This window comes from Pseudomonas sp. FP2309, assembly GCF_030687575.1.
In the GTDB taxonomy this organism is placed as follows: domain Bacteria; phylum Pseudomonadota; class Gammaproteobacteria; order Pseudomonadales; family Pseudomonadaceae; genus Aquipseudomonas.
The window spans coordinates 1,564,348-1,582,402 of sequence record NZ_CP117439.1; the positions used below are offsets into that span (position 1 = coordinate 1,564,348).

General features: G+C 59.7%; 24 protein-coding genes. 17 read left to right on the forward strand and 7 right to left on the reverse strand.

Features of this window, described 5'->3' with window-relative positions; all coding sequences use genetic code 11:
- Positions 1 to 25: 25 nt before the first annotated feature.
- From PSH59_RS07135 to PSH59_RS07165, 7 genes are all read right to left on the reverse strand, one after another.
- Entirely contained in the window at positions 26 to 373 is a 348-nt protein-coding gene (locus PSH59_RS07135) for a hypothetical protein (protein WP_305394646.1), read from the reverse strand.
- A 54-nt stretch (positions 374 to 427) separates the two neighbouring features.
- Positions 428 to 670 carry a pyocin activator PrtN family protein gene (locus PSH59_RS07140; protein WP_032888577.1) on the reverse strand — a complete coding sequence of 81 codons (243 nt, stop codon included), beginning with the start codon at positions 668 to 670 and terminating at the stop codon, positions 428 to 430.
- On the reverse strand, positions 667 to 1,041 hold the full coding sequence (locus PSH59_RS07145) for a hypothetical protein (RefSeq protein ID WP_305394647.1): 375 nt from the start codon (positions 1,039 to 1,041) through the stop codon (positions 667 to 669). The genes PSH59_RS07140 and PSH59_RS07145 overlap by 4 nt, the downstream gene beginning before the upstream one ends.
- Positions 1,038 to 1,313 carry a hypothetical protein gene (locus PSH59_RS07150; protein WP_305394648.1) on the reverse strand — a complete coding sequence of 92 codons (276 nt, stop codon included), beginning with the start codon at positions 1,311 to 1,313 and terminating at the stop codon, positions 1,038 to 1,040. Before PSH59_RS07150 ends, PSH59_RS07145 begins: the two co-directional genes overlap by 4 nt.
- A 10-nt stretch (positions 1,314 to 1,323) precedes the next feature.
- Complete coding sequence (locus tag PSH59_RS07155) at positions 1,324 to 1,905, reverse strand: deoxynucleotide monophosphate kinase (protein WP_305394649.1); 582 nt, start codon at positions 1,903 to 1,905, stop codon at positions 1,324 to 1,326.
- Entirely contained in the window at positions 1,902 to 2,102 is a 201-nt protein-coding gene (locus tag PSH59_RS07160) for a hypothetical protein (RefSeq protein ID WP_305394650.1), read from the reverse strand. The genes PSH59_RS07155 and PSH59_RS07160 overlap by 4 nt, the downstream gene beginning before the upstream one ends.
- A gap of 147 nt (positions 2,103 to 2,249) precedes the next feature.
- Positions 2,250 to 3,047: a helix-turn-helix transcriptional regulator gene (locus tag PSH59_RS07165; protein ID WP_305394651.1), complete on the reverse strand. Its 798-nt coding sequence runs from the start codon at positions 3,045 to 3,047 to the stop codon at positions 2,250 to 2,252.
- 117 nt (positions 3,048 to 3,164) lie between these two features.
- Here PSH59_RS07165 and PSH59_RS26250 point away from each other — a divergent pair, with 117 nt between their 5' ends.
- From PSH59_RS26250 to PSH59_RS07245, 17 genes are all read left to right on the forward strand, one after another.
- Positions 3,165 to 3,374, forward strand: a complete 210-nt coding sequence (locus PSH59_RS26250; protein ID WP_370694394.1) for a Cro/CI family transcriptional regulator — start codon at positions 3,165 to 3,167, stop codon at positions 3,372 to 3,374.
- Positions 3,375 to 3,514: 140 nt separating this feature from the next.
- Entirely contained in the window at positions 3,515 to 4,003 is a 489-nt protein-coding gene (locus PSH59_RS07170) for a phage regulatory CII family protein (protein WP_305394652.1), read from the forward strand.
- 1 nt (position 4,004) lies between these two features.
- Positions 4,005 to 4,208, forward strand: coding sequence for a TraR/DksA C4-type zinc finger protein (locus PSH59_RS07175; RefSeq protein ID WP_305395272.1), 204 nt, complete (start codon positions 4,005 to 4,007; stop codon positions 4,206 to 4,208).
- A complete protein-coding gene (locus PSH59_RS07180) occupies positions 4,205 to 6,895 on the forward strand; it encodes a bifunctional DNA primase/polymerase (protein WP_305394653.1) in 2,691 nt (896 codons plus the stop codon). Before PSH59_RS07175 ends, PSH59_RS07180 begins: the two co-directional genes overlap by 4 nt.
- A 1,077-nt stretch (positions 6,896 to 7,972) precedes the next feature.
- The gene (locus PSH59_RS07185) at positions 7,973 to 8,317 is read left to right on the forward strand and encodes a phage holin family protein (protein ID WP_047541828.1); all 345 of its coding nucleotides are present in this window, start codon (positions 7,973 to 7,975) and stop codon (positions 8,315 to 8,317) included.
- Positions 8,318 to 8,354: 37 nt separating this feature from the next.
- Positions 8,355 to 8,855 carry a hypothetical protein gene (locus tag PSH59_RS07190; RefSeq protein ID WP_305394654.1) on the forward strand — a complete coding sequence of 167 codons (501 nt, stop codon included), beginning with the start codon at positions 8,355 to 8,357 and terminating at the stop codon, positions 8,853 to 8,855.
- A 246-nt stretch (positions 8,856 to 9,101) separates the two neighbouring features.
- The gene (locus tag PSH59_RS07195; RefSeq protein ID WP_305394655.1) at positions 9,102 to 9,698 is read left to right on the forward strand and encodes a terminase small subunit; all 597 of its coding nucleotides are present in this window, start codon (positions 9,102 to 9,104) and stop codon (positions 9,696 to 9,698) included.
- A gap of 3 nt (positions 9,699 to 9,701) precedes the next feature.
- Positions 9,702 to 11,726: a phage terminase large subunit family protein gene (locus PSH59_RS07200; RefSeq protein ID WP_305394656.1), complete on the forward strand. Its 2,025-nt coding sequence runs from the start codon at positions 9,702 to 9,704 to the stop codon at positions 11,724 to 11,726.
- Position 11,727: 1 nt separating this feature from the next.
- Positions 11,728 to 11,934 (forward strand): phage head-tail joining protein, encoded by a 207-nt coding sequence (locus PSH59_RS07205; protein WP_048729082.1) that lies wholly within the window; start codon positions 11,728 to 11,730, stop codon positions 11,932 to 11,934.
- Positions 11,934 to 13,415 carry a phage portal protein gene (locus PSH59_RS07210; protein ID WP_305394657.1) on the forward strand — a complete coding sequence of 494 codons (1,482 nt, stop codon included), beginning with the start codon at positions 11,934 to 11,936 and terminating at the stop codon, positions 13,413 to 13,415. The genes PSH59_RS07205 and PSH59_RS07210 overlap by 1 nt, the downstream gene beginning before the upstream one ends.
- Complete coding sequence (locus tag PSH59_RS07215; protein WP_305394658.1) at positions 13,412 to 14,542, forward strand: head maturation protease, ClpP-related; 1,131 nt, start codon at positions 13,412 to 13,414, stop codon at positions 14,540 to 14,542. Before PSH59_RS07210 ends, PSH59_RS07215 begins: the two co-directional genes overlap by 4 nt.
- A complete protein-coding gene (locus PSH59_RS07220) occupies positions 14,539 to 14,877 on the forward strand; it encodes a head decoration protein (protein WP_305394659.1) in 339 nt (112 codons plus the stop codon). Before PSH59_RS07215 ends, PSH59_RS07220 begins: the two co-directional genes overlap by 4 nt.
- A gap of 62 nt (positions 14,878 to 14,939) precedes the next feature.
- Positions 14,940 to 15,935, forward strand: a complete 996-nt coding sequence (locus PSH59_RS07225) for a major capsid protein (RefSeq protein ID WP_305394660.1) — start codon at positions 14,940 to 14,942, stop codon at positions 15,933 to 15,935.
- 2 nt (positions 15,936 to 15,937) lie between these two features.
- A complete protein-coding gene (locus PSH59_RS07230) occupies positions 15,938 to 16,258 on the forward strand; it encodes a hypothetical protein (RefSeq protein WP_305394661.1) in 321 nt (106 codons plus the stop codon).
- Positions 16,255 to 16,911, forward strand: coding sequence for a hypothetical protein (locus tag PSH59_RS07235; RefSeq protein ID WP_305394662.1), 657 nt, complete (start codon positions 16,255 to 16,257; stop codon positions 16,909 to 16,911). Before PSH59_RS07230 ends, PSH59_RS07235 begins: the two co-directional genes overlap by 4 nt.
- Entirely contained in the window at positions 16,904 to 17,422 is a 519-nt protein-coding gene (locus PSH59_RS07240; protein WP_305394663.1) for a hypothetical protein, read from the forward strand. The genes PSH59_RS07235 and PSH59_RS07240 overlap by 8 nt, the downstream gene beginning before the upstream one ends.
- Positions 17,419 to 18,024 (forward strand): phage baseplate assembly protein V, encoded by a 606-nt coding sequence (locus PSH59_RS07245; protein WP_305394664.1) that lies wholly within the window; start codon positions 17,419 to 17,421, stop codon positions 18,022 to 18,024. Before PSH59_RS07240 ends, PSH59_RS07245 begins: the two co-directional genes overlap by 4 nt.
- The last annotated feature ends 31 nt before the right edge of the window (positions 18,025 to 18,055 follow it).

Below are 18,055 nucleotides of genomic sequence, written 5' to 3' on the forward strand. Positions count from 1 at the left end.
TGGTGAGAGGTTTGTGGGGTGGGTGTTATTGGCTGACCTGGCGCAAAGCTCCAGGGCCGGGTTCGTCCTCGACACTGCGCAGCGGGATTTCCTGCTGGCGTGGGTCGCGACGGGTGATGTTGCCTTCGGGTGTGAGGAAGAACAGGGACGTGCCGCGAGCTAGAACGGGCTCTTTGGCTTTAACGTCTGCCTTCACAGTCATCTGGCCGCCGCCATCGGGCTTGTAGGTGAGCTTGATGATCAGGTCGCCACCTTTGCCGGTCATGCGGATGGCGTCGATCAGGCTGTGCTGTGCCTCTGTCAGTTCGTCCAGCAGGCCGCCGGCCTCGATGTCTCGCAGGGTGTCCATAAAGGGACGTGCTTTGGTGCTCATGTGCTGTGCCTCATTGGCTGTGTCGCCCCTGGTCGGCAGGGGCTACCGTTTGAATCAGGCCGCTTGCTTCGTCGCTTGGGCGTCGAGGTAGTCAGCCAGGTCGTGCAGGTAAACGACTGGCTTGGCGCGGGCCGAGCAGTGCAGCCGCTTGACCACCAGCGCAATCCGACCGGCCTTGATTTCGCTCAGCAGGTAGCGGTCGGTGCGGATGTGCGTGAAGTACTGTTCGCGCACGGCGGTCAAGGTTGGGCACGGTGTGGCGAACTGGCGCCGGAGTTGTTCCAGGGTGGTGGTCACGTGCGTTCCTCCCCATGCCCCTCCTTTTGAGGCACCAGCTTGAGGCGGATTAATTCGGCGAGGCCTTCTTTGCTTTTGCCCTTGGCCGCTGCCAGGACGTTGCCCAGGGCGTCTGCGACGACGGCGCCGTATGGGTATTCCGGGCACTTGACCGGCGTCACGTAGGCGACCTGACCTTCTGCTATCACTGCGTCAACGCAGCGGAACACTTCGGCCAACTCGACCGACACGCAGGGCAATGACTCCAGCAATGCGACAGCTTCGGCTGAGGCGCCAATCAGCGTGGCGCGGCTGATCACCGTCGGGTGGTTGAGGTACATCGGCACCAATTTCAGAGCGCCTACAGCGGAGTTGATGGCGTTCGGCTTCATGCTGCTGCGTCCTTCTTGGTGATGGTGATGTCCAGCTTCTTGGCGATCCACTCAACACCCGCTTCCTTGACCATCACCACGGAGTAGTGGGTGTAGTTGCTGAGTGTTGGATTCCAGCGGCTGCGTGGGTCGGAGAACAGGTATCCGCGCTCGCGGTGCGCGCTGGCCAGATCGCCAGACGAATTGATCACGCCGAGTTCCCGCAACCTGGTGCGGAAGGCGCGGGGCTTGAGCCCGAGCAAAGCAGCTGTTTGATCCAGGGTGCGGTTCATGGCTGCGACCTCAGGCAGACAGCTGTTTTGGTTGTTGCTGCCGTTCCCGAATCATGAGGAATACCTCATCAAGCGAACGCAAGAACTCCTCGATAGTGCCGTTGTTGAACATCAACAGGTCATCCTTGGTGCCCGCGACACCGGCTTCGCTGACGTGGGGATTCACGGCCTGGGCGTCGGCCCGGCTTATGTGAACGATCGTGCCGCCGCGGCGCCTGATGAGGTCAGCTTCGTTCTCAAAGCGCACGTCGCTGACAACGAAGCCGAGTACCGCCCCGAGAGCCTTCGTCATGTAATCGAGGTTCTGTTCGGCGAGCTTCACCCAGACATCTGGGTGCACGGTATTGCGTGCCCACTCGGTACCCATCGACTGCATCAGTTGACGCGGCGAACGCTCCAGCCAGGCCAGAGGCTGCTCCTTGCGGTCGCCTTCGAAGTCGGTAGGGTCGAGGTTGAAGATCGCCATCAGGCCATCGCGGAGCGGATCAGCGAATGCGTAGTGCTCCAGCAGGTAAGTGCCAACCAGGTGCTCGGCTGCGGTCGACTTGCCGGAGCGGGCACTGCCAGTGAGGCCAATCAGAAGAGGCTTCATGCTGCGTTGCCTCCCCATGGGCCCTGGTCATCGCTGGCAACCGCTGCCGGGGCGCGTGCAATAGTGGCGCGACCCAGATTGACGATGACCAAAAGGCCAGTGCTGCGCTGGATGCGTTCTACGGCGGCGGGGCTGGTTGCCGCCGCCGGGTGAAGGTAGACCGGGCAGCGGGTGTTGCTGTGCTGTGTGGTTTGCATGGCTCGTACTCTTTGGTGAGAGGTAGATACGAGTGCAAAATTAGTATTACTGATTTAATAAGTCAACAGTATCACTTATAAAATGAGTTAAATAAAAGTAGTAGTCGAAAAAAAAAGCCCCAGTGGGGCCTTTTCGATTGAGGTGATTCAGAGCATGACGGAATACCAGAACACCTTCCCGATGACGCGTATGTGTTGCTGAACGTAGTCGCCTTCATAGCGCTCGTCTGGATGCTCTTCAGTGTTATAGCTTCGAAGACGTAGCCCAGAACCTGGCAGCCGGTAAAGGAGCTTCACGCGGAGCTGTCCGTCATGATCGATTGCGTACATCTTTCCGTCTTGAATGGTTGTGTTCGCAGTGTCTACGCCAACGGTGCTGCCGTCCGGAAGCACGGGTTCCATACTGTTGCCAGTCACTGGTACGCATCCTGCTGCCGCAGGATCAATGCTCTTTCTCTTCAGCGTTCGCTTGCCAAAACGCAACTTTCGGCCGTTTGTTTCAAGCATCACCTCGGAGCCCTTACCTGCCGACAATTCCACTTCCTTAAAGAATGGTAGCTCGACTTCATCAGGGCCGAGCGGGGTGTCATCGTCCCAAGCCTCGATTGGGTGTATTTCCCAATCGGTGTTTCTGGTTTTTTCTGAGGCTCCCTCCCGATGCCTTAAGCGAGGCATTTCTGCAAGCCCTGCTAGGCGCGGACTGACCTCGTCGAGAGAAAAGCCCAGCACGTTGGCAAATTTGATGAGCGCTCCGATGTTAAGTGGAATGCGGCCATTCAAGTACTGACTCACGACGCTTTGTCCAGACCACTCGCAGAGATCGGCGATTTTGTCCTGGGTGATGGATGGGTCTTTCCGCTTGCGATCCTGATAAATAGCCTTCAAGCGCATGGCTTCGGCTTTTCGGGTCTCGTCATCGGCAACAAGTGGGATTGAGATAATCATGCGTCCCAATTTATAAGGAAGGCTTATTTTTTCAAAATAGTGATGCGTCTTTTTTCTTGCTGTTTAAAAGAAGTAACACTAATATCTATGCCGCAACGCCCATTCGAGGAAACGTGGATGGCTAACGAAATAGGTATCCCTCTGGAGAAATTTGCAGAGGGAAAGACTCAACCAGAGCTGGCTTTACTCATTGGGGTTTCGCAAAGCGCTGTGTCTCAAATGCTCAACTCGGCTCGGGATATTCGTGTTCGGGTTGACGAGAAAGGGGCGTGTTCTGCGGTAGAGATTCGTCCAATCGGATCTCGACGCAAGCCCAAAGCGGCTTAAACAGGTGTCGAGCTGGGGCCTCTCACCAAAGAATCCCCCAGCCCGACTACGACGATACACAGCACATGCACATCGGTCGTGGTCGTAGGATAGGGCGTGCCCGTTTCTATGGCTAGACCGTAAAAGGGGTATTTACGGTTATGAGTCGAACAGATCAATTACCGGCCACCGCGCCGGTTCTTTCACTTCGCAAAGCCATCTACCGCGCGGCCCATGATTACAAAGGTGGTGTGACCGCCTTGGCGCTCGACATGGTGATGGATTACGACAGCCTGCAAAAGAAGGTAAAGCACGACTTCGAACAACGCTGGCTGGATCCTGATGAGCTTGAGGAGCTTATCCGGCTTACGGGAAATTCTCTGCTCCTGGATGCGCTCATGCGGCCCGCCGGTATGGTCTGGTACAAACCTGAGGCGGCGGCGCCTACCAAGACGGCGTTGCTTGCCGTCAGCAAGGTGCTGCACGAGACTGGCCTGTTCGTGTCGAGCATGCATGAAGGTGCTGCGGACAACATCTGGGAGCTGCATGAAGTCCAGTTGCTGGAGAAACACGGCGCTGATGTGATCCGTGCTGTGCTCGGCATCATGGCCGGCGCACGCGACGCCATGGAGGCGCGCGTTCATGGCTGATATGTCTGACATCATCGATGTAGCCAACGAGCAGGCCGAATACTTCCTGCAAATGGCGCTTGCCCGCCGCCCGCGCCCAACGTACGCCGTCAGCGCGCAAATCTGCGAGGATTGCGACGAACCTATCCCGCTGCTTCGTCAGCAGGCGATACAGGGTTGTGCAACCTGCGTCAGTTGTCAGGGGTTGCGGGAGCGGCGGCGATGAGTGAGCAATCCACCAGCACAGCGATATCGTCCTGGGCTCGCCGTTACATCGAAACCTTTAACCTTGCCCTGGTCCCAATTGACCCGGGCGAAAAGGCGCCGAAGGGCATGGGCTGGAACAAGCCGGGTGGTTACATCACTGACCCGGCGGCCGCCGAAACATTCTGGCAACGCAATCCCAATCACAACATGGGCGTAGTGCTCGGGCCCAGCCGTGTCTGCTCGTTGGACGTGGACGATGTGCAGTGGACGCGGTTTGTATTGTTCGACCAGATGGGCCTCGATCTAGATGCCATGGCAGTGGTCTATCCGACCATCGTGGGCAACCCTTTGCGGTTCCGCGTGCTGTTCAAAATGCCGGATGACATTGAGCTGACGCGCCACTCGCTTTCTTGGCCCAATGAGAAAGACCCCGATGGGTCGATTCACAAGGGGTTGATGGCTCGCGCGAAAGCGGCAAAAGAGCAGGGGAATGCTGCAGGCGAGGCTGCTGCGAAAGCCGAGGCTGATGAATACAAACGCTTCACGGTGTTTGAACTTCGTGCGGGCCTGGTGCAGGACGTGTTCCCGCCATCGATTCACCCAGGCACTGGCAAGTCGTACACCTGGCGCACGCCGCCGAATGCTGCAGATGGTCTGCCGGTGCTTACCAACGAGCTGCTGAACATTTGGCAAAATTGGGATGTGTTCAAACGCAACGCCGAGGCCGCGTGCCCTTGGGCACCGAAACCGAAGAAGCCCGCCGCGAAACCTATCAAGCGTGCTCCACCTGCTGACGGCAAACCTTCGGTGATTGATGAATTCAACCGATGCCACGATGTGGAAGAGCTGTTGCGTGCCCACGATTACATCAAGCGCGGTAACAAATGGCTGTATCCACACAGCAGCACCGGGCTACCTGGTGTGACGGTCACCGACCGCAAGGTCTATTCGCACCATGGCGCGGATCCGTTGGCCAACGGTCACCAGAATGACGCGTTTGAGGTGTTTTGCCTGCTGGACCACGATGGCGATCAGTCGAAGGCGGTGAAGGAAGCCGCCCGGATGTTGGGTATGCAGCATGCGTCGCGCCCAGCCACACAAGATCTTCCCCCGGCCCCATCGGCGGATGCCAGCGAGCCGGACTCCAGTGCGACGGCAAGTGAGGCCGCTCCTGCTGATGATGGGGGGGCGGGGGAGGTGCTGACCTATGAACAAGTACTGCGGCGTTACGTGCTGGTCGAAGGCACCACGCAAGTGTGGGATCTCGACAAGGCGCGGGTGATGAAGAAAACCGCGTTTGAGGCTCGCGTCGGCAAGCCATTGGCGAAACAGTGGGTCGACGATACCAGCAAAAAGCTGATCTCGGATGACAAGGTCAAGGAGATCGAGCAAGCCCGCAAGATGGCTGGCAAGAAGGGTGGTGCACTGAACCTGGAGCCGATTGAACGGTACGTGTACATCGATGGTACCAAGGATGTTTGGGACCGGGAAAAGAAGCGGCGGGTTGCCGAAGGCGCGGTCAAGATGGCCCTCGGTGATATGTACGGTATGTGGTTGAACAGCCCGGAGCGGCGTGTCGTCGACGTAGAGAACATCGTGTTCGACCCGACGATGACCAAGGATCCCAACGTTTACATCAACACGTTCGACGGGCTGCCCATGGAGCCAGCGCGCGATGATGCCGCGTGCGAGAACCTGCGGTGGTTGATTTCATTCCTTTGCAACCACGACCAGTCGTCACGCGATTGGTTGGTGAAGTGGTTGGCGTACCCGTTGCAGCACCTGGGCGCGAAGATGGATACGGCTGTCCTGGCTCACTCGACGATGGAGGGCTCGGGCAAAAGCCTGCTGTTCGCCGATGCCTTCGGTTTGCTCTATGGGCAGTACGCGGCCACGGTCGGGCAAACTCAGCTCGAAAGCAACTTCAACGCCTGGCAAAGCCGCAAGTTGTGGGCGGTGTTCGAAGAGGTCGTGAGCCGTGATCAGCGTTATAACCAGGTGGGCAAGATCAAACACCTGGTGACCGGCAAGACGGTGCGCATGGAATCGAAGTTCATAAACGGATGGGAAGAAGCCAACCACATGAACGCCGCGTTCCTCAGTAACGAGATTATGCCGTGGCCGATCGCGCCGAGTGATCGGCGAATGCTGGTGTTGTGGCCGATGGAGACTTTGCCGGTGGAGCGCCAGAAGGCCGTTGGCCGGGAGCTGGAGAGCGGTGGTGTGGCGGCGCTTTATGCGTGGTTGCTGTCCGTTGAGCTGGGTGACTTCGACCAGCGCACAAGGCCGCCCAGCACTGATGCGCGTGAGCGGCTGGTGTCGTTGAGTCGAGCCAGCTGGCAGACTTTCCTGTTCCTCTGGCAATACGGCGAGCTTGGGCGTGATATGTGGGGTGCCTGTTTGTCCACCGACCTCTATGCGATGTTCCTGGAGTGGTGCCACCGCAACAAAGAGCATGTGATGAGTCAGACGAAGTTCTCGTTGTTCATCAGCTCGGAGGTGGACAAGACCCGCGCCATCCCCTGGACCGATGGCAGCAATCGCAAGTTCGCGGCGTTCTTCTTTCCCCGCGATGAGCAGGCTTCCCTGCCCCCATCACTCAGCTCGGCCGACCTGGGCAAAGCGGTGGTTGCTTGGCGGGCTGCGGCGCGCCTGGCGGGATGGAGCGTCGACAACTGGGACCACATTAAGGCGGCTGCAGCATGAGTCCGTCTAAAAGTGTGTTGGGTGTGTCGGGTATGTGTTGGGTTGGTTTTAGATGCCCAACACAATTTCAAGCCTTCTATTTCGCGGCTTTCTGCCTTGTGTGTTGGGTGTGTTGGGTTTGGCGTCGCGCACGCGCATGGGCGACGTTATTTGAATCCATGGCGGCAAGATTTTTTTCTTATGCGAGAACCGTTAAACCCAACACACCCAACACACTCAACACATTTGATTTAAAACTATTGAATTTAAAGGGTTTTAGGTGTGTTGGGTTTGTGTTGGGTATGGCGTTTTTTGTGTCGGGTTGGATTTTGACCGGGGGAGCGGGGCGATGATCGAAGAAATCGAAGAACTGATGCAGCATTGGGGTAACCAGTTCAACCAGGTAGGTGACGGCGGCGGTCTTGGTAGCCCGATGGCGACAATTATGGAATGGGGCGGCTCTGCCCCTCGCGGCACTCCGGGATCTCGCGACTTGATGATGGCAACAGGTGGTGGGATGGATCACGCAGCATCGGAGGTCGCGGCTGCCCTCGCGGAGCTGGAGCGGCAGTCCGAAAAAGGGGCGTTGCTCGCTAAACTGGCGCGTAATCGCTATCTGCCTCGGCCTGCGTGGTCTGTACGCTCTCAGTTGCCATTGTTGGGCTTGGGAGATGATGCGGATCGGACGTATAGGAACTGGGTCCACGCTTTGCATCAGCAGGTACAGGTGATCTTGACTGTACGCAGTGCGCCAGGTCGGGCACGGAACAAGCGAGTGAAGTCGCCGGTTACTGACTTAACCCGGGCTTCCGCTGTAGCCCGCGTCAGATCTTGCTGACTGCCGTTCGTCTGGATGGTTTGCCTCAAAGTTGCGTCAACGTGCGTCAAAGGTGCGTCGAGCGTATCAACCGAAAAACACCCCTTTTCGGTTTTTCCGGAGCGGGGTAAAAAGTCCCCACGATATGGAATTTGCGCCTTGGCGCTCCCCGAGCACGTGCTGTGCACTCCGTCCTGGCGTTTGTCATGACACTGAAACCCTGCCCCCCCGGCGGGGTTTTCTTTTTTGTGTTCGGCACACTCCTTCACTTGAGGCACAACATGACAAATGAGCAGCAAGCGCTGGCAGAGATGCCGATCTGGTTAGTGATCGTTCTGGCCCTGGTCGGCGGTGTTTCGGGGGAGATGTGGCGAGCCGATAAGGACGGGGCGCGGGGCTGGGCATTGTTACGCCGCCTCGCGTTGCGATCTGGTGCCTGTATTGCCTGCGGTGTGACCGCGATGATGTTGATGATTGCCGCCGGCATGTCGATCTGGACGGCAGGCGCTTTGGGTTGCCTGACCGCGATGGCCGGCGCCGATGTCGCCATCGGCCTTTACGAACGCTGGGTCGCCAAGCGGCTGGGCGTCAGCGAAGTGTCCGCCGAATCGAATCGCTCTGAATAGCTCCCACCCCAGCCACTTATTAAGCAGGTCTCCAGAAATGAATGTATCCAGGCAGCAGCAGATGCTTGCAGGGCAATCTTCTATTGCTCAAAAAATCTTTGGTTATGTACCGATCCAAACGAGCTGGAGCGTTCCCGCTATCTACGCCGCCGTTCAGGCAGCAAAAGCCACTGGTGCCACAGCCCCTGCAATACGCCGTGCTCTTGGCGAGCTCAAAGACGCCGGTCTTATCCGCGAGCCAGTAGCCGGAAAGTTTCAGCGTGATGCCGCCACCCCAAAACCAAAGAAGGAGCAAGTCGTGACTCAGGGAGCCAAGCAGACCATTATTTCGATCAAGAAGCCTGAGGGCGCATTGGATGTGCTGGCGGCACTGTCTGGTGAGGTGGTGAGTCTTTCGGAAGAGTTCAGCAAGCGCATGAAGGCGTTGGCTGGCCGTATTGAAGAGGTAGCCCTATCGGTTGAGGCTGAGCGCGAAAGTAATGCTGAGGCCATCGTCAAAGCCAGACGCCTGCAAGAGGCACTCCGGGAATTTGCGTAAGCACTCGGCTTTGTGAACCCCGGACCTTCACGCGTGCTGGTGTCGACGAAGCGCCTCCGCCTGTGGGGAGCAGGGATGATGCACCGTTTCGGGGCGCCGAAAATCGCCGGGGACCCTGGAGGCATCCGACGGACACGGGGCATGAAACCCGCGGGAAAGCGTTAGCGGATGGGCTGCCAGCTTACTGAAATTCAATCCATTGAAATTGAAAGGTTTCCATTGAAAAGCCGTTGAAAAGGAGGGCTTATGACGGATCCACTCTTTCTGTCTAAAAGCGCTTTCGCGGCTCGCATCGGCAGGACGCCGAGCTACATCACTTGGCTCAAAGGTAACAACCGCCTGGTGCTGTCGCCTGACGGCAAGATGGTGGATGTGCTGGCAACCGAAGCGCTGATCCTCGAAACCGCCGACCCCAGCAAGGTCGCCGTTGCTGCTCGACACCAGCAGGGCCGGATCCAGCGTGACGTTTACAGTCAACTGTCCACCCAGGTCGAGCCGACTAACACGGCTGCGCCGCCGCAGCCCATTACCGCCAAGGGTCACGACTTCCAGAAGGCTCGCGCCATGCGCGAACACAACCTGGCGCAACTGGCCGAGATCGAGCTGCACAAGGCGCAGGGCTCGCTGGTTGCCAGGGATGCGGTTGAGCTGGGGGCCTATAACGCGGGGCGCCATCTGCGTGACCAGTTGTTCGGCTTGCTCCCCCAGCTTTCCCACAAGGTGGCAGCCATGACCGATCCCTGGGACATCGAGAAACACCTGGCGGCCACACTTCGTAAATCACTGGAAGAGGCTGAGCGCATGTCCTCGTCCGACCTTGAACGAGCAATGACAACGAGCTGACCTATGACCACGGAATTTCCTGACGGTGACCGTGCGTACCGTGAGGCGTATTTCCGTGGGCTGCGACCCGACCCAGACCTCTGGATCGACGAGTGGGCCGACGAGTACATGCGCATCCCGCGAGATACCGGCGCCCCTGAACCCGGCCAGTACCGCACGGATCGGACGCCGTACGCTCGCGAACCCATGCGCTGCCTGTCACCGGCTCACCCTTGCCGGCGAGTCATCACCATGGTGGCCTCGCAGCTGATGAAAACCCAGATCGCCTTGAACTGGATGGGCGGACTGATCCACATGGCACCGTCCAACATCCTGGCGCTGTTGCCCAGTCTGAGTCTGTCCAAGCGGGTGTCCGGACGGATCAGCAAGACGATCAAGGCGACCCCAGAACTGGCGAAGCGAGTAGCGGCCAGCCGCTCGCGGGATGCCCGCAACACCATGGATACAAAGGAGTTTGAGGGCGGCGCCTTGTACGTCACCACAGCGGGTTCGGCTGCAAACCTTTCCGAATTGTCGGCACGCTACATCTACGGTGATGAGGTCGACCGATGGGAGAATGACGTCGGCCAGGAGGGTGATCCCATCGTGCTGGCAGAGACGCGGGCGACCAACTTCGGGCGCAATGCCAAGATCTACTTTTCTAGCTCGCCGACGATCAAGGGCGCCTCGCGGATCGCGGACCTGTTCGAGTCCAGCGACCAGCGTTACTACTACGTGCCGTGCCCTTCATGCGGGCATATGCAGGTGCTGGAGTGGGAGCGGCTGCTCTATAGCAAGGACTACCGCACGGTTCACTACCAGTGCGCCGCGCCTGAATGTGACGTCCTGATCGAGGAGCATCACAAGACCGACATGCTCGCCCGTGGCGAGTGGCGTGCCCATGGCAGCGGCGATGGCAAGACGGTGGGTTTCCACCTGAATGCCCTCTACTCGCCGATTGGTTGGAAGGACTGGGCCTCGCTTGCCGAGGAGTTCGAAGACGCCAAGAAGGCCCAGGCCAAGGGTGACATGGGCCTGATGCAGGTGTTCTACAACACCCGACTCGCCAAGGTCTGGGACAGCGCGCAAGAGCAGACTAAGGCCGAAGTGCTGGTCGCTCGGGCACGGCTGGAGACCTACACCCTCGGCAGCATGCCGGTGGGCGTGCTGATGCTGACCGGCGCCGTCGACGTCCAGGCCAACCGCCTGGAACTGATGGTGATGGGCTTCGGTGTCGGCATGGAACGGTGGGTGGTCGACCACCAGGTGATCTGGGGCGATCCAGCCGATGAGCGCACTTGGGCTGTGTTGGACGAAAAGCTCAAGGTTCGCTACCGGCATCCCTGCGGTGTCGCGCTGGCGATCCTGGCGACGGGCGTCGACTCTGGCGGTCACCACACCGATGAGGTGTATCAGTTCTGCCGTGTGCGGCGCTGGCGAAACATCTTCGCGATCAAGGGCGCGAGCAAGCCCGGAAGACCGGTGATTGCTCAGCGGCCTTCTATGGTCGACGTGACTTGGAAGGGCCAAACCGAACGCGGCGGAGCCGAGTTGTGGTTTGTCGGTACCGACACTGCCAAGGACTGGATCTACAACCGCTACGCCTTCGAGGACGGCCCTGGCTCGCTGCACTTTGCCAACGACTTGCCGGACGAGTTCTTCGCCCAGTGCGTGGCAGAGCGCAAGGTCGCCCGATACGTCAAAGGCTACAAGCGTATCGAGTGGGTCAAGGGCAAGGCTGAGCGCAACGAGGCGCTCGACCTTATGGTGTATTGCCTGTCGATGGCGCATTACCTCGGTATCAACCGGTACCAGGAACACGAATGGGAACGGGTGCGGCAAGCGCTGGCTCAGTCCGGTTTGTTCGACGATGTGTTGGGTGTCAAGCCCGTGCAGGGCGAGCGCGTTGACGCTGACGAAATACCGACACCAGTAGCGGCGCGTCAGTCGCTACCCGCACCGCCACCTGCTGCACCTGTCGCCCAACCGCGCCCCGCTGCACCCCCTCAACGCCGCAGCTCCACCAGCGGTTACCTGAAGAGACGCTGATATGTCGTTTACCCCGAAGCACCTCGAAGCCATCGAGCGCGCCATTGCGCGCGGTGAAAAGACCGTGCGCTACAGCGACCGCACGGTGGAGTACCGCTCCATCGACGAACTGCTCAAGGCGCGCGACGAGATCCGCACGTCGCTGACCAACGCCGCCGGACCGCGCTCTCGCGTGGTTCGGCTCACTCACGGAGGCAAGGGACTCTAATGGCCCGACATTATCCGACGCTGACCCGTAATGGATTCTTGCTGCCGTCGAACATCAAGGCCAGTTACGAAGGCGCCGGTGAGGGCCGACGTTCGGCCAGTTGGGAAGCCACCGACAACGGCATCAACAGCATCAACACCCCGGCGCTGCGCAACCTACGGGCACGTTCGCGGGCGGCGGTGCGCAATGACCCGTACGCGTTCAACGTCATCGACAAGCGCGTCAGCAACCTGATCGGCACCGGCATCACGCCCAGGCCGACCACGGATGACGCGGCACTGCGCAAGCTCAAGCAGCAGCTGTGGGATGACTGGGTGGATGAGGCTGACGCCGATGAGCTGACCGACTTCTACGGCATGCAGGCTCTGGTGGCGCGCACCGTTGAAACGGCCGGTGAATGCTTTGTGCGATTGCGGCCCCGCAGCCCGAGTGAAGGCTTGGCGGTACCGCTGCAGCTGCAGGCGCTGGCCCCTGAGTTTGTCCCCCACGACAAGTTCGAGACCGCCAAAAACGGCAACGTCATCCGCGCCGGGATCGAGTTCAACCCGGCCGGCAAGCGCGTGGCGTATTGGATGTATCTGTCGCACCCACGTGACTCATCGTCGTTGAACGCTGGTTACAACCAGCTGGTGCGTGTGCCGGCGGCGCAGGTGCTGCATATATTCGAACCGATGGAGCCGGGGCAGTTGCGCGGCGTACCGCGTCTGGCGCCGGTGTTGAAGCGCCTGCGCAGCCTCGACAACTACGACGACGCGGTTCTGTTCCGCCAGGAAGTAGCGAACCTATTTGCTGGTTTCATCAAGCGACCGGCACCGGACAGCGGGCAGCAACCACGCGATCCGGTGACGGGGCAGTTGCTGACTACCGACCGCGACGGATTCACGCCGATGGTCGCCCTTGAACCCGGCACCATGCAGGAACTGGGGCCAGGTGAAGAGGTGGAGTTCTCCACTCCACCGGACGCTGGCAACAACTACCCGGACTTCATGCGGCAGCAGCTGATGGCTGCGGCGGCGGGTTCGGGCACGCCCTACGAGATCCTCACCGGCGACATGCGCGAGGTCAATGACCGGGCGTTGCGGGTCGTGCTCAACGAGTTTCGCCGACGCCTGGAGCAACTGCAATTTGGCGTCTACGTGCATCAACTTTGTCGCCCAGTGCGCTCCGCCTGGATGGATATGGCCGTGCTATCCGGCGCCCTGGTGCTGGACGACTACGCGCAACGTCGACGCGAATACCTGCGCACCCGTTGGGTACCGCAAGGTTGGGCCTACATCCAGCCGGTGCAGGACGTACAGGCGAGGCGCATGGAAGTGCAAGCAGGCTTTGCCTCACGCAGCGAGATGGTGCTGCGCACCGGTTACGACGCGGAAACGGTCGACACGGAAAACGCCGCCGACCTCGTTAGGGCCACCAATCTTGGCCTCAACTACACGACTCTTGAAGCCATCGAGGTGATCGATGACAAGGAACAACCATGAGCAAAAAGACAAAGCCCCGCGTTTATGACAAGGCGGGCAAGCAGGTAACGGTCGCCGATAAAAGCTGGTACACGCTCCAGGCCAGCGGCGAAGCCGAGCAGCGCAATATCGAGATCTTCGTCTACGGCGAGATCGGCGCCTGGGGAGTCACCGCCAATCAGTTCGTGCAGGATCTGCGCGCCATGGATGACGGCGTGTCGCCGGTGATCGTTGCGTTCAACAGCATCGGCGGTGATCTGTTCGATGGTCTGGCGATCCACAACGCGCTCTCGCGCCTGGGTGAGCGCTGTACTGGCCGCATTGATGCCCTGGCGGCCAGCGCGGCCAGTGTTGCGGTGTGCGGCGCGCATCGGGTGGTGATTGCCGCCAATGCCATGCTGATGATTCACAACCCGTACACCTTCACCGGTGGCGATGCCGAAGACTTCCGCCGTGTCGCCGATGTCCTGGATCAGACCTTGGAAGCGATCATCGCGGCCTACAAAGCCAAGGCGCCGGACATCGACGAAGCCGAGCTGCGGCGCATGGTCAACGCCGAAACCTGGCTCACTGCCAATGAGGCGGTGGCGCTGGGCCTGGCCGATGAAGTCGGCGACGGCCTCAAGGTCAGCGCCTGTCTCGGCCAGGGCAGCGTGTTGCAGCGCTTCCAGAATGCCCCGCCCGAGCTGCTCGCCCAACTGAACGAAGAACCGGAAGTTGAACCGCCGGAACCCGATCCGGCCCCCGTGCTGGACGCGGCCAAACTGGCGCTGCTGGTCACTCAGGGATGTGCAGCGGCAGGTATCAGCAACCTGGTGGACCCGATACTCGCGACGACGAAGCTGGAAAGCGAGGCGATAGTCCAGGCGGCGCTAACTAAGGCCAAAGCGCTGCATGGCCTGTGTGTAGCTGCTCGGTTGCCAGAGCTGACCGGCGAGTTTATCAGCGCAGGTTTGGACGAGGCGGCCGTTAGGGCGCGCCTGTTCGACAAGCTGGTGGGCAGCGGCGGTGGGTTTGAAATCAACAACAGTTTGCCGCTGGACAATGATCCAGCTCCAACGATCAAGGCCAAACAGGTCGATACCCATGCAGTCTGGGCGGCTCGCCAGGCATCACAGAACGGAACCTCGAAAGGAGCAAGAGCATGAAAATCGAATCGATGCACGCGGGCGAATTCCTGCTGTCCGAAGGCGCTGGCACCATTTCCCGCGAGGCGATCAATGTCGCAGCCGGACCGGCGCTGGAACCGGGCCAGATCCTGGGATTGATCACTGCCACTGGTGAGTTCGGGCCGTATCAGCCAACTGCTGAAGACGGCACTGAAAACGCTATCGCGATCCTCTACGGTCCGCTGGGGCAGTCTGATGTTGTCCGTCGCGGTCGCGCTGTCGTGCGGCTGGCCGAGGTCAGCGAAGCTCATTTGACTGGCCTCGACCCCGCTGCCGAAAAGGCTTTGGCCGCCCATTCCGTGATCGTCCGCTAAGACGCTCACCATGTTTATCCATCCCGCCGAGTGCGGGATTTTTCGTTTCTGGAGAGTACCCCATGGCCGATATCGCCATTTTTGAAGACGATGCGTTCAGCGTCTCCTCGTTGACCGCTGCAATCAATGAACAGGAATACCTGCCGGGCCGCATCAGTAGCTTGGGCCTGTTCCGTGAAGAGGGCATCAGCACGATCACCGTTCAGATCGAGAAGGATGGCGACACCCTGGCCCTGGTGCCTGCCGGTGAGCGCGGCACCTCGGGCCTGGTGGTCGGTGGCACCAAGCGTACGCTTATCCCTTTCAACACCGTGCACCTGCCGGAACGCTTCACCATCAAGGCCGATGAGATCCAGGGCATCCGCGCCTTCGGCACCCGCAGTGAGTTGCAAGCTGTGCAGGATGTGGTTAACAAGCGCCTGGCGAAAGCGCGTCGCCAATTGGACGCTACTCACGAATTTCAACGCATGGGGGCTTTGAACGGTCAAGTGCTGGACGCCGACGGTAAGACGGTGTTGCTGGATCTCTACAAAACGTTTGGCGTCAATCGCAAAAAAATGTCCATGGGGCTTGGCAACCCGGATACGGAACTTCGGGTCCGCGCTGGCGAAGCGCTCGATATGCAAGAGGAAGCTCTGGGTAGTGTCACCAGCAACGGCGCACGCGCGCTTTGCGGGAAAAACTTCTGGAATAAGCTGATCGTTCACAAGTCTCTCAAAGAAACGTACCTCAACACTCAGCAAGCTGCCGAGTTGCGCGGTGATGGGCGTGAAAGCTTTGAGTTCGGTGGGATCGTCTGGGAACGCTATCGCGGCAAGATCGCGGGTGTTTCATTCATCCACGACGACAAAGCGCTGCTGATTCCCGAAGGTGTCCCTGACTTGTACATCTCGTCCTTTGCGCCGGCCGACTACATGGAAACGGTCAATACTCAAGGGATTCCGTACTACAGCAAGATTGAGCCGCTGCCCTTCAACAAGGGCGTATCTGGTGAGGCCCAGTCCAACCCGCTGCATATGTGCACTCGACCGCTGGCGCAGATCCTGCTGGAGATGTGACCGTGGCCTTCCGCGATCTGATCGACGACCTCGACGATGTGGTCTTCGAAACCTTGGGCGACAGTGCCCAGATCGAAGGCCGCGCCGATCCAGTGTTAGGCATGTTCTCGGCACCGTGGAAGCAACCAGCGTTTGGCAAGGTCCACTCCGCCATACGCGAGCCTCGCTTTGAGATCCGCGTGAAGGATTCGGAAGGCCTCAGCAAAGGACTGCGGGTCACGGTCGACGTACCGGTTTTGGACGGTGGTGGCGAATACGACCTGCTGCAGTTGGAGCCCAACGGTAATGGCCTGGTGGCCCTGATCTTGAGGAAGCGTCCATGAGTGTCGGCAGCCATGTGCAGCAAAACCGAGATAGCGGGATGATCAACATCCTGCCGTCTGCAGTGGATTCCCAGGCCTTGCGCGAGTTCGGCCAACGGGTGCCGAAGGCGGCGGCAGCGGCTCAGCGTCGAGCGATCAATAAGACGTTGGGCCGGCTGCGTACCCACATCGCACGGGCGGTAGGCAAGCAGGAGCGGATCGCCATCGGCGCCGTCCGGCAACGCTTGCGGGCTTATCCGGTCAGCGGTGGGGCGATGCGCGGTAAGTTGTGGTTTGGGGTCAACGCCATCGAGGCCAGCCGCATCGGACGGCCTCGGCAATCCCGCACCGGTGTCTCGGTGGCGGGGCGGCGCTACCAGGGGGCGTTCTTCAAACAGGTGTACGGCAGCAGTCCTGACATCTGGATCCGCACGTCGAGTAAACACTTCAATGCCACGGATTACCCCGAAAGCACGCAGGGTCGGCGCAGCTCTGGCTTCATTGAGGAAAGCGACAACCGCTTCCCCTTGGCGAAAGCCAAGGTCTCGCTGGACCAGGTGCGACCGCACTTCGACAACTGGGTGAAGCGCGCCGATGAAATTTTGCTGGAGATCCTCAAGCAAGAACTCAACTTTGAATTGCAGAAGTACCTCAAGGGGACTGCCCGTGTCTGATCAGCCTTTCAGCCTCGACCGTCTGTATGACGCCATCGAGCAGCACCTGCAGGAGTACTTGCCGGGCATTCGGGGCGCGTCGTTCTGGCCGGATCTGTCGGCAGACACCAGCATTCCCACGCCGGTGGTGCTGCTGGAAATGGCCGAGATGGAACCGGCGACGGATATCGGTACCGGTGAAACCGCACTGACCTGCAAGTTTGAGGCGCGGATCATTGTCGATTCGATCAGCGTGGATCCGCAACGTCAGGCGGTGCAACTGGCCTCACAACTGGCAGTGCTTCTGCGGGCGCAGAGCTGGGGCTTGGAGGTCGCCAGCGCGCAGTTCGTGCGCTCCACCCAGGACTGGACCAAACCCGAACTGGATGGCTACTTCGTCTGGCTGGTGGAGTGGGATCAGACGGTTTTCCTGGGTGCTGAGGAATGGCCGTGGCCGGATGAGCCTCCAGGTTCGCTGGTCATCGACCTGGGGCCAGGCGTCGGGCCGATCAACCCGGAGGACCTGCAATGAGCTACGCCAGTGCCGAACATGACCGCATGATTGCCGCCATGCTGATGCCCTGTGTGGTGGTCGGTGTGGATCTGGCGGCCCCGGCGGTGCGTGTCAGCAATGGCGAATGGACGAGTGCCTGGGTGCGCTGGCACAGCCTGGCGGCCGGTAAGGCGCGGCACTGGCGGGCGCCAAGCCTGGGCGAGCAGGGGGTTTTGTTTAACCCAAGCGGCCAGGCTGGCATGGGCACGTTTATTCCCGGGCTGTACGGCAATGCCGGCGGCCCGCCGGATAATCGTGATCATGTCGAGGTCTGGCGTTTTGATGATGGTGGATCCCTGGTTTATGACTGGGAGGCCAAGACCTACACAATCACCCTGCCTACCGGCATGGTCACTATCAAGGTGGGTAGCACGGTTGTAACCGTTACGGATAACGCGGTGAATGCCAAGGTTGGCGGAACCGAGTTCGATCTGGCGCCCGGTTGGGCCGCGATCAAATCGCCTCAAATTGCGTTGATAGGTGCGGTAGAAATCGACGGCACGTTACACGTAACGAAAAGCATCACCGGCGACGCCGATATTCTGGCGGCCGGTAATAGCGACAATCACCATAAGCATTAACCAAAAATCACCTACAGCCCGCCGCGTGCGG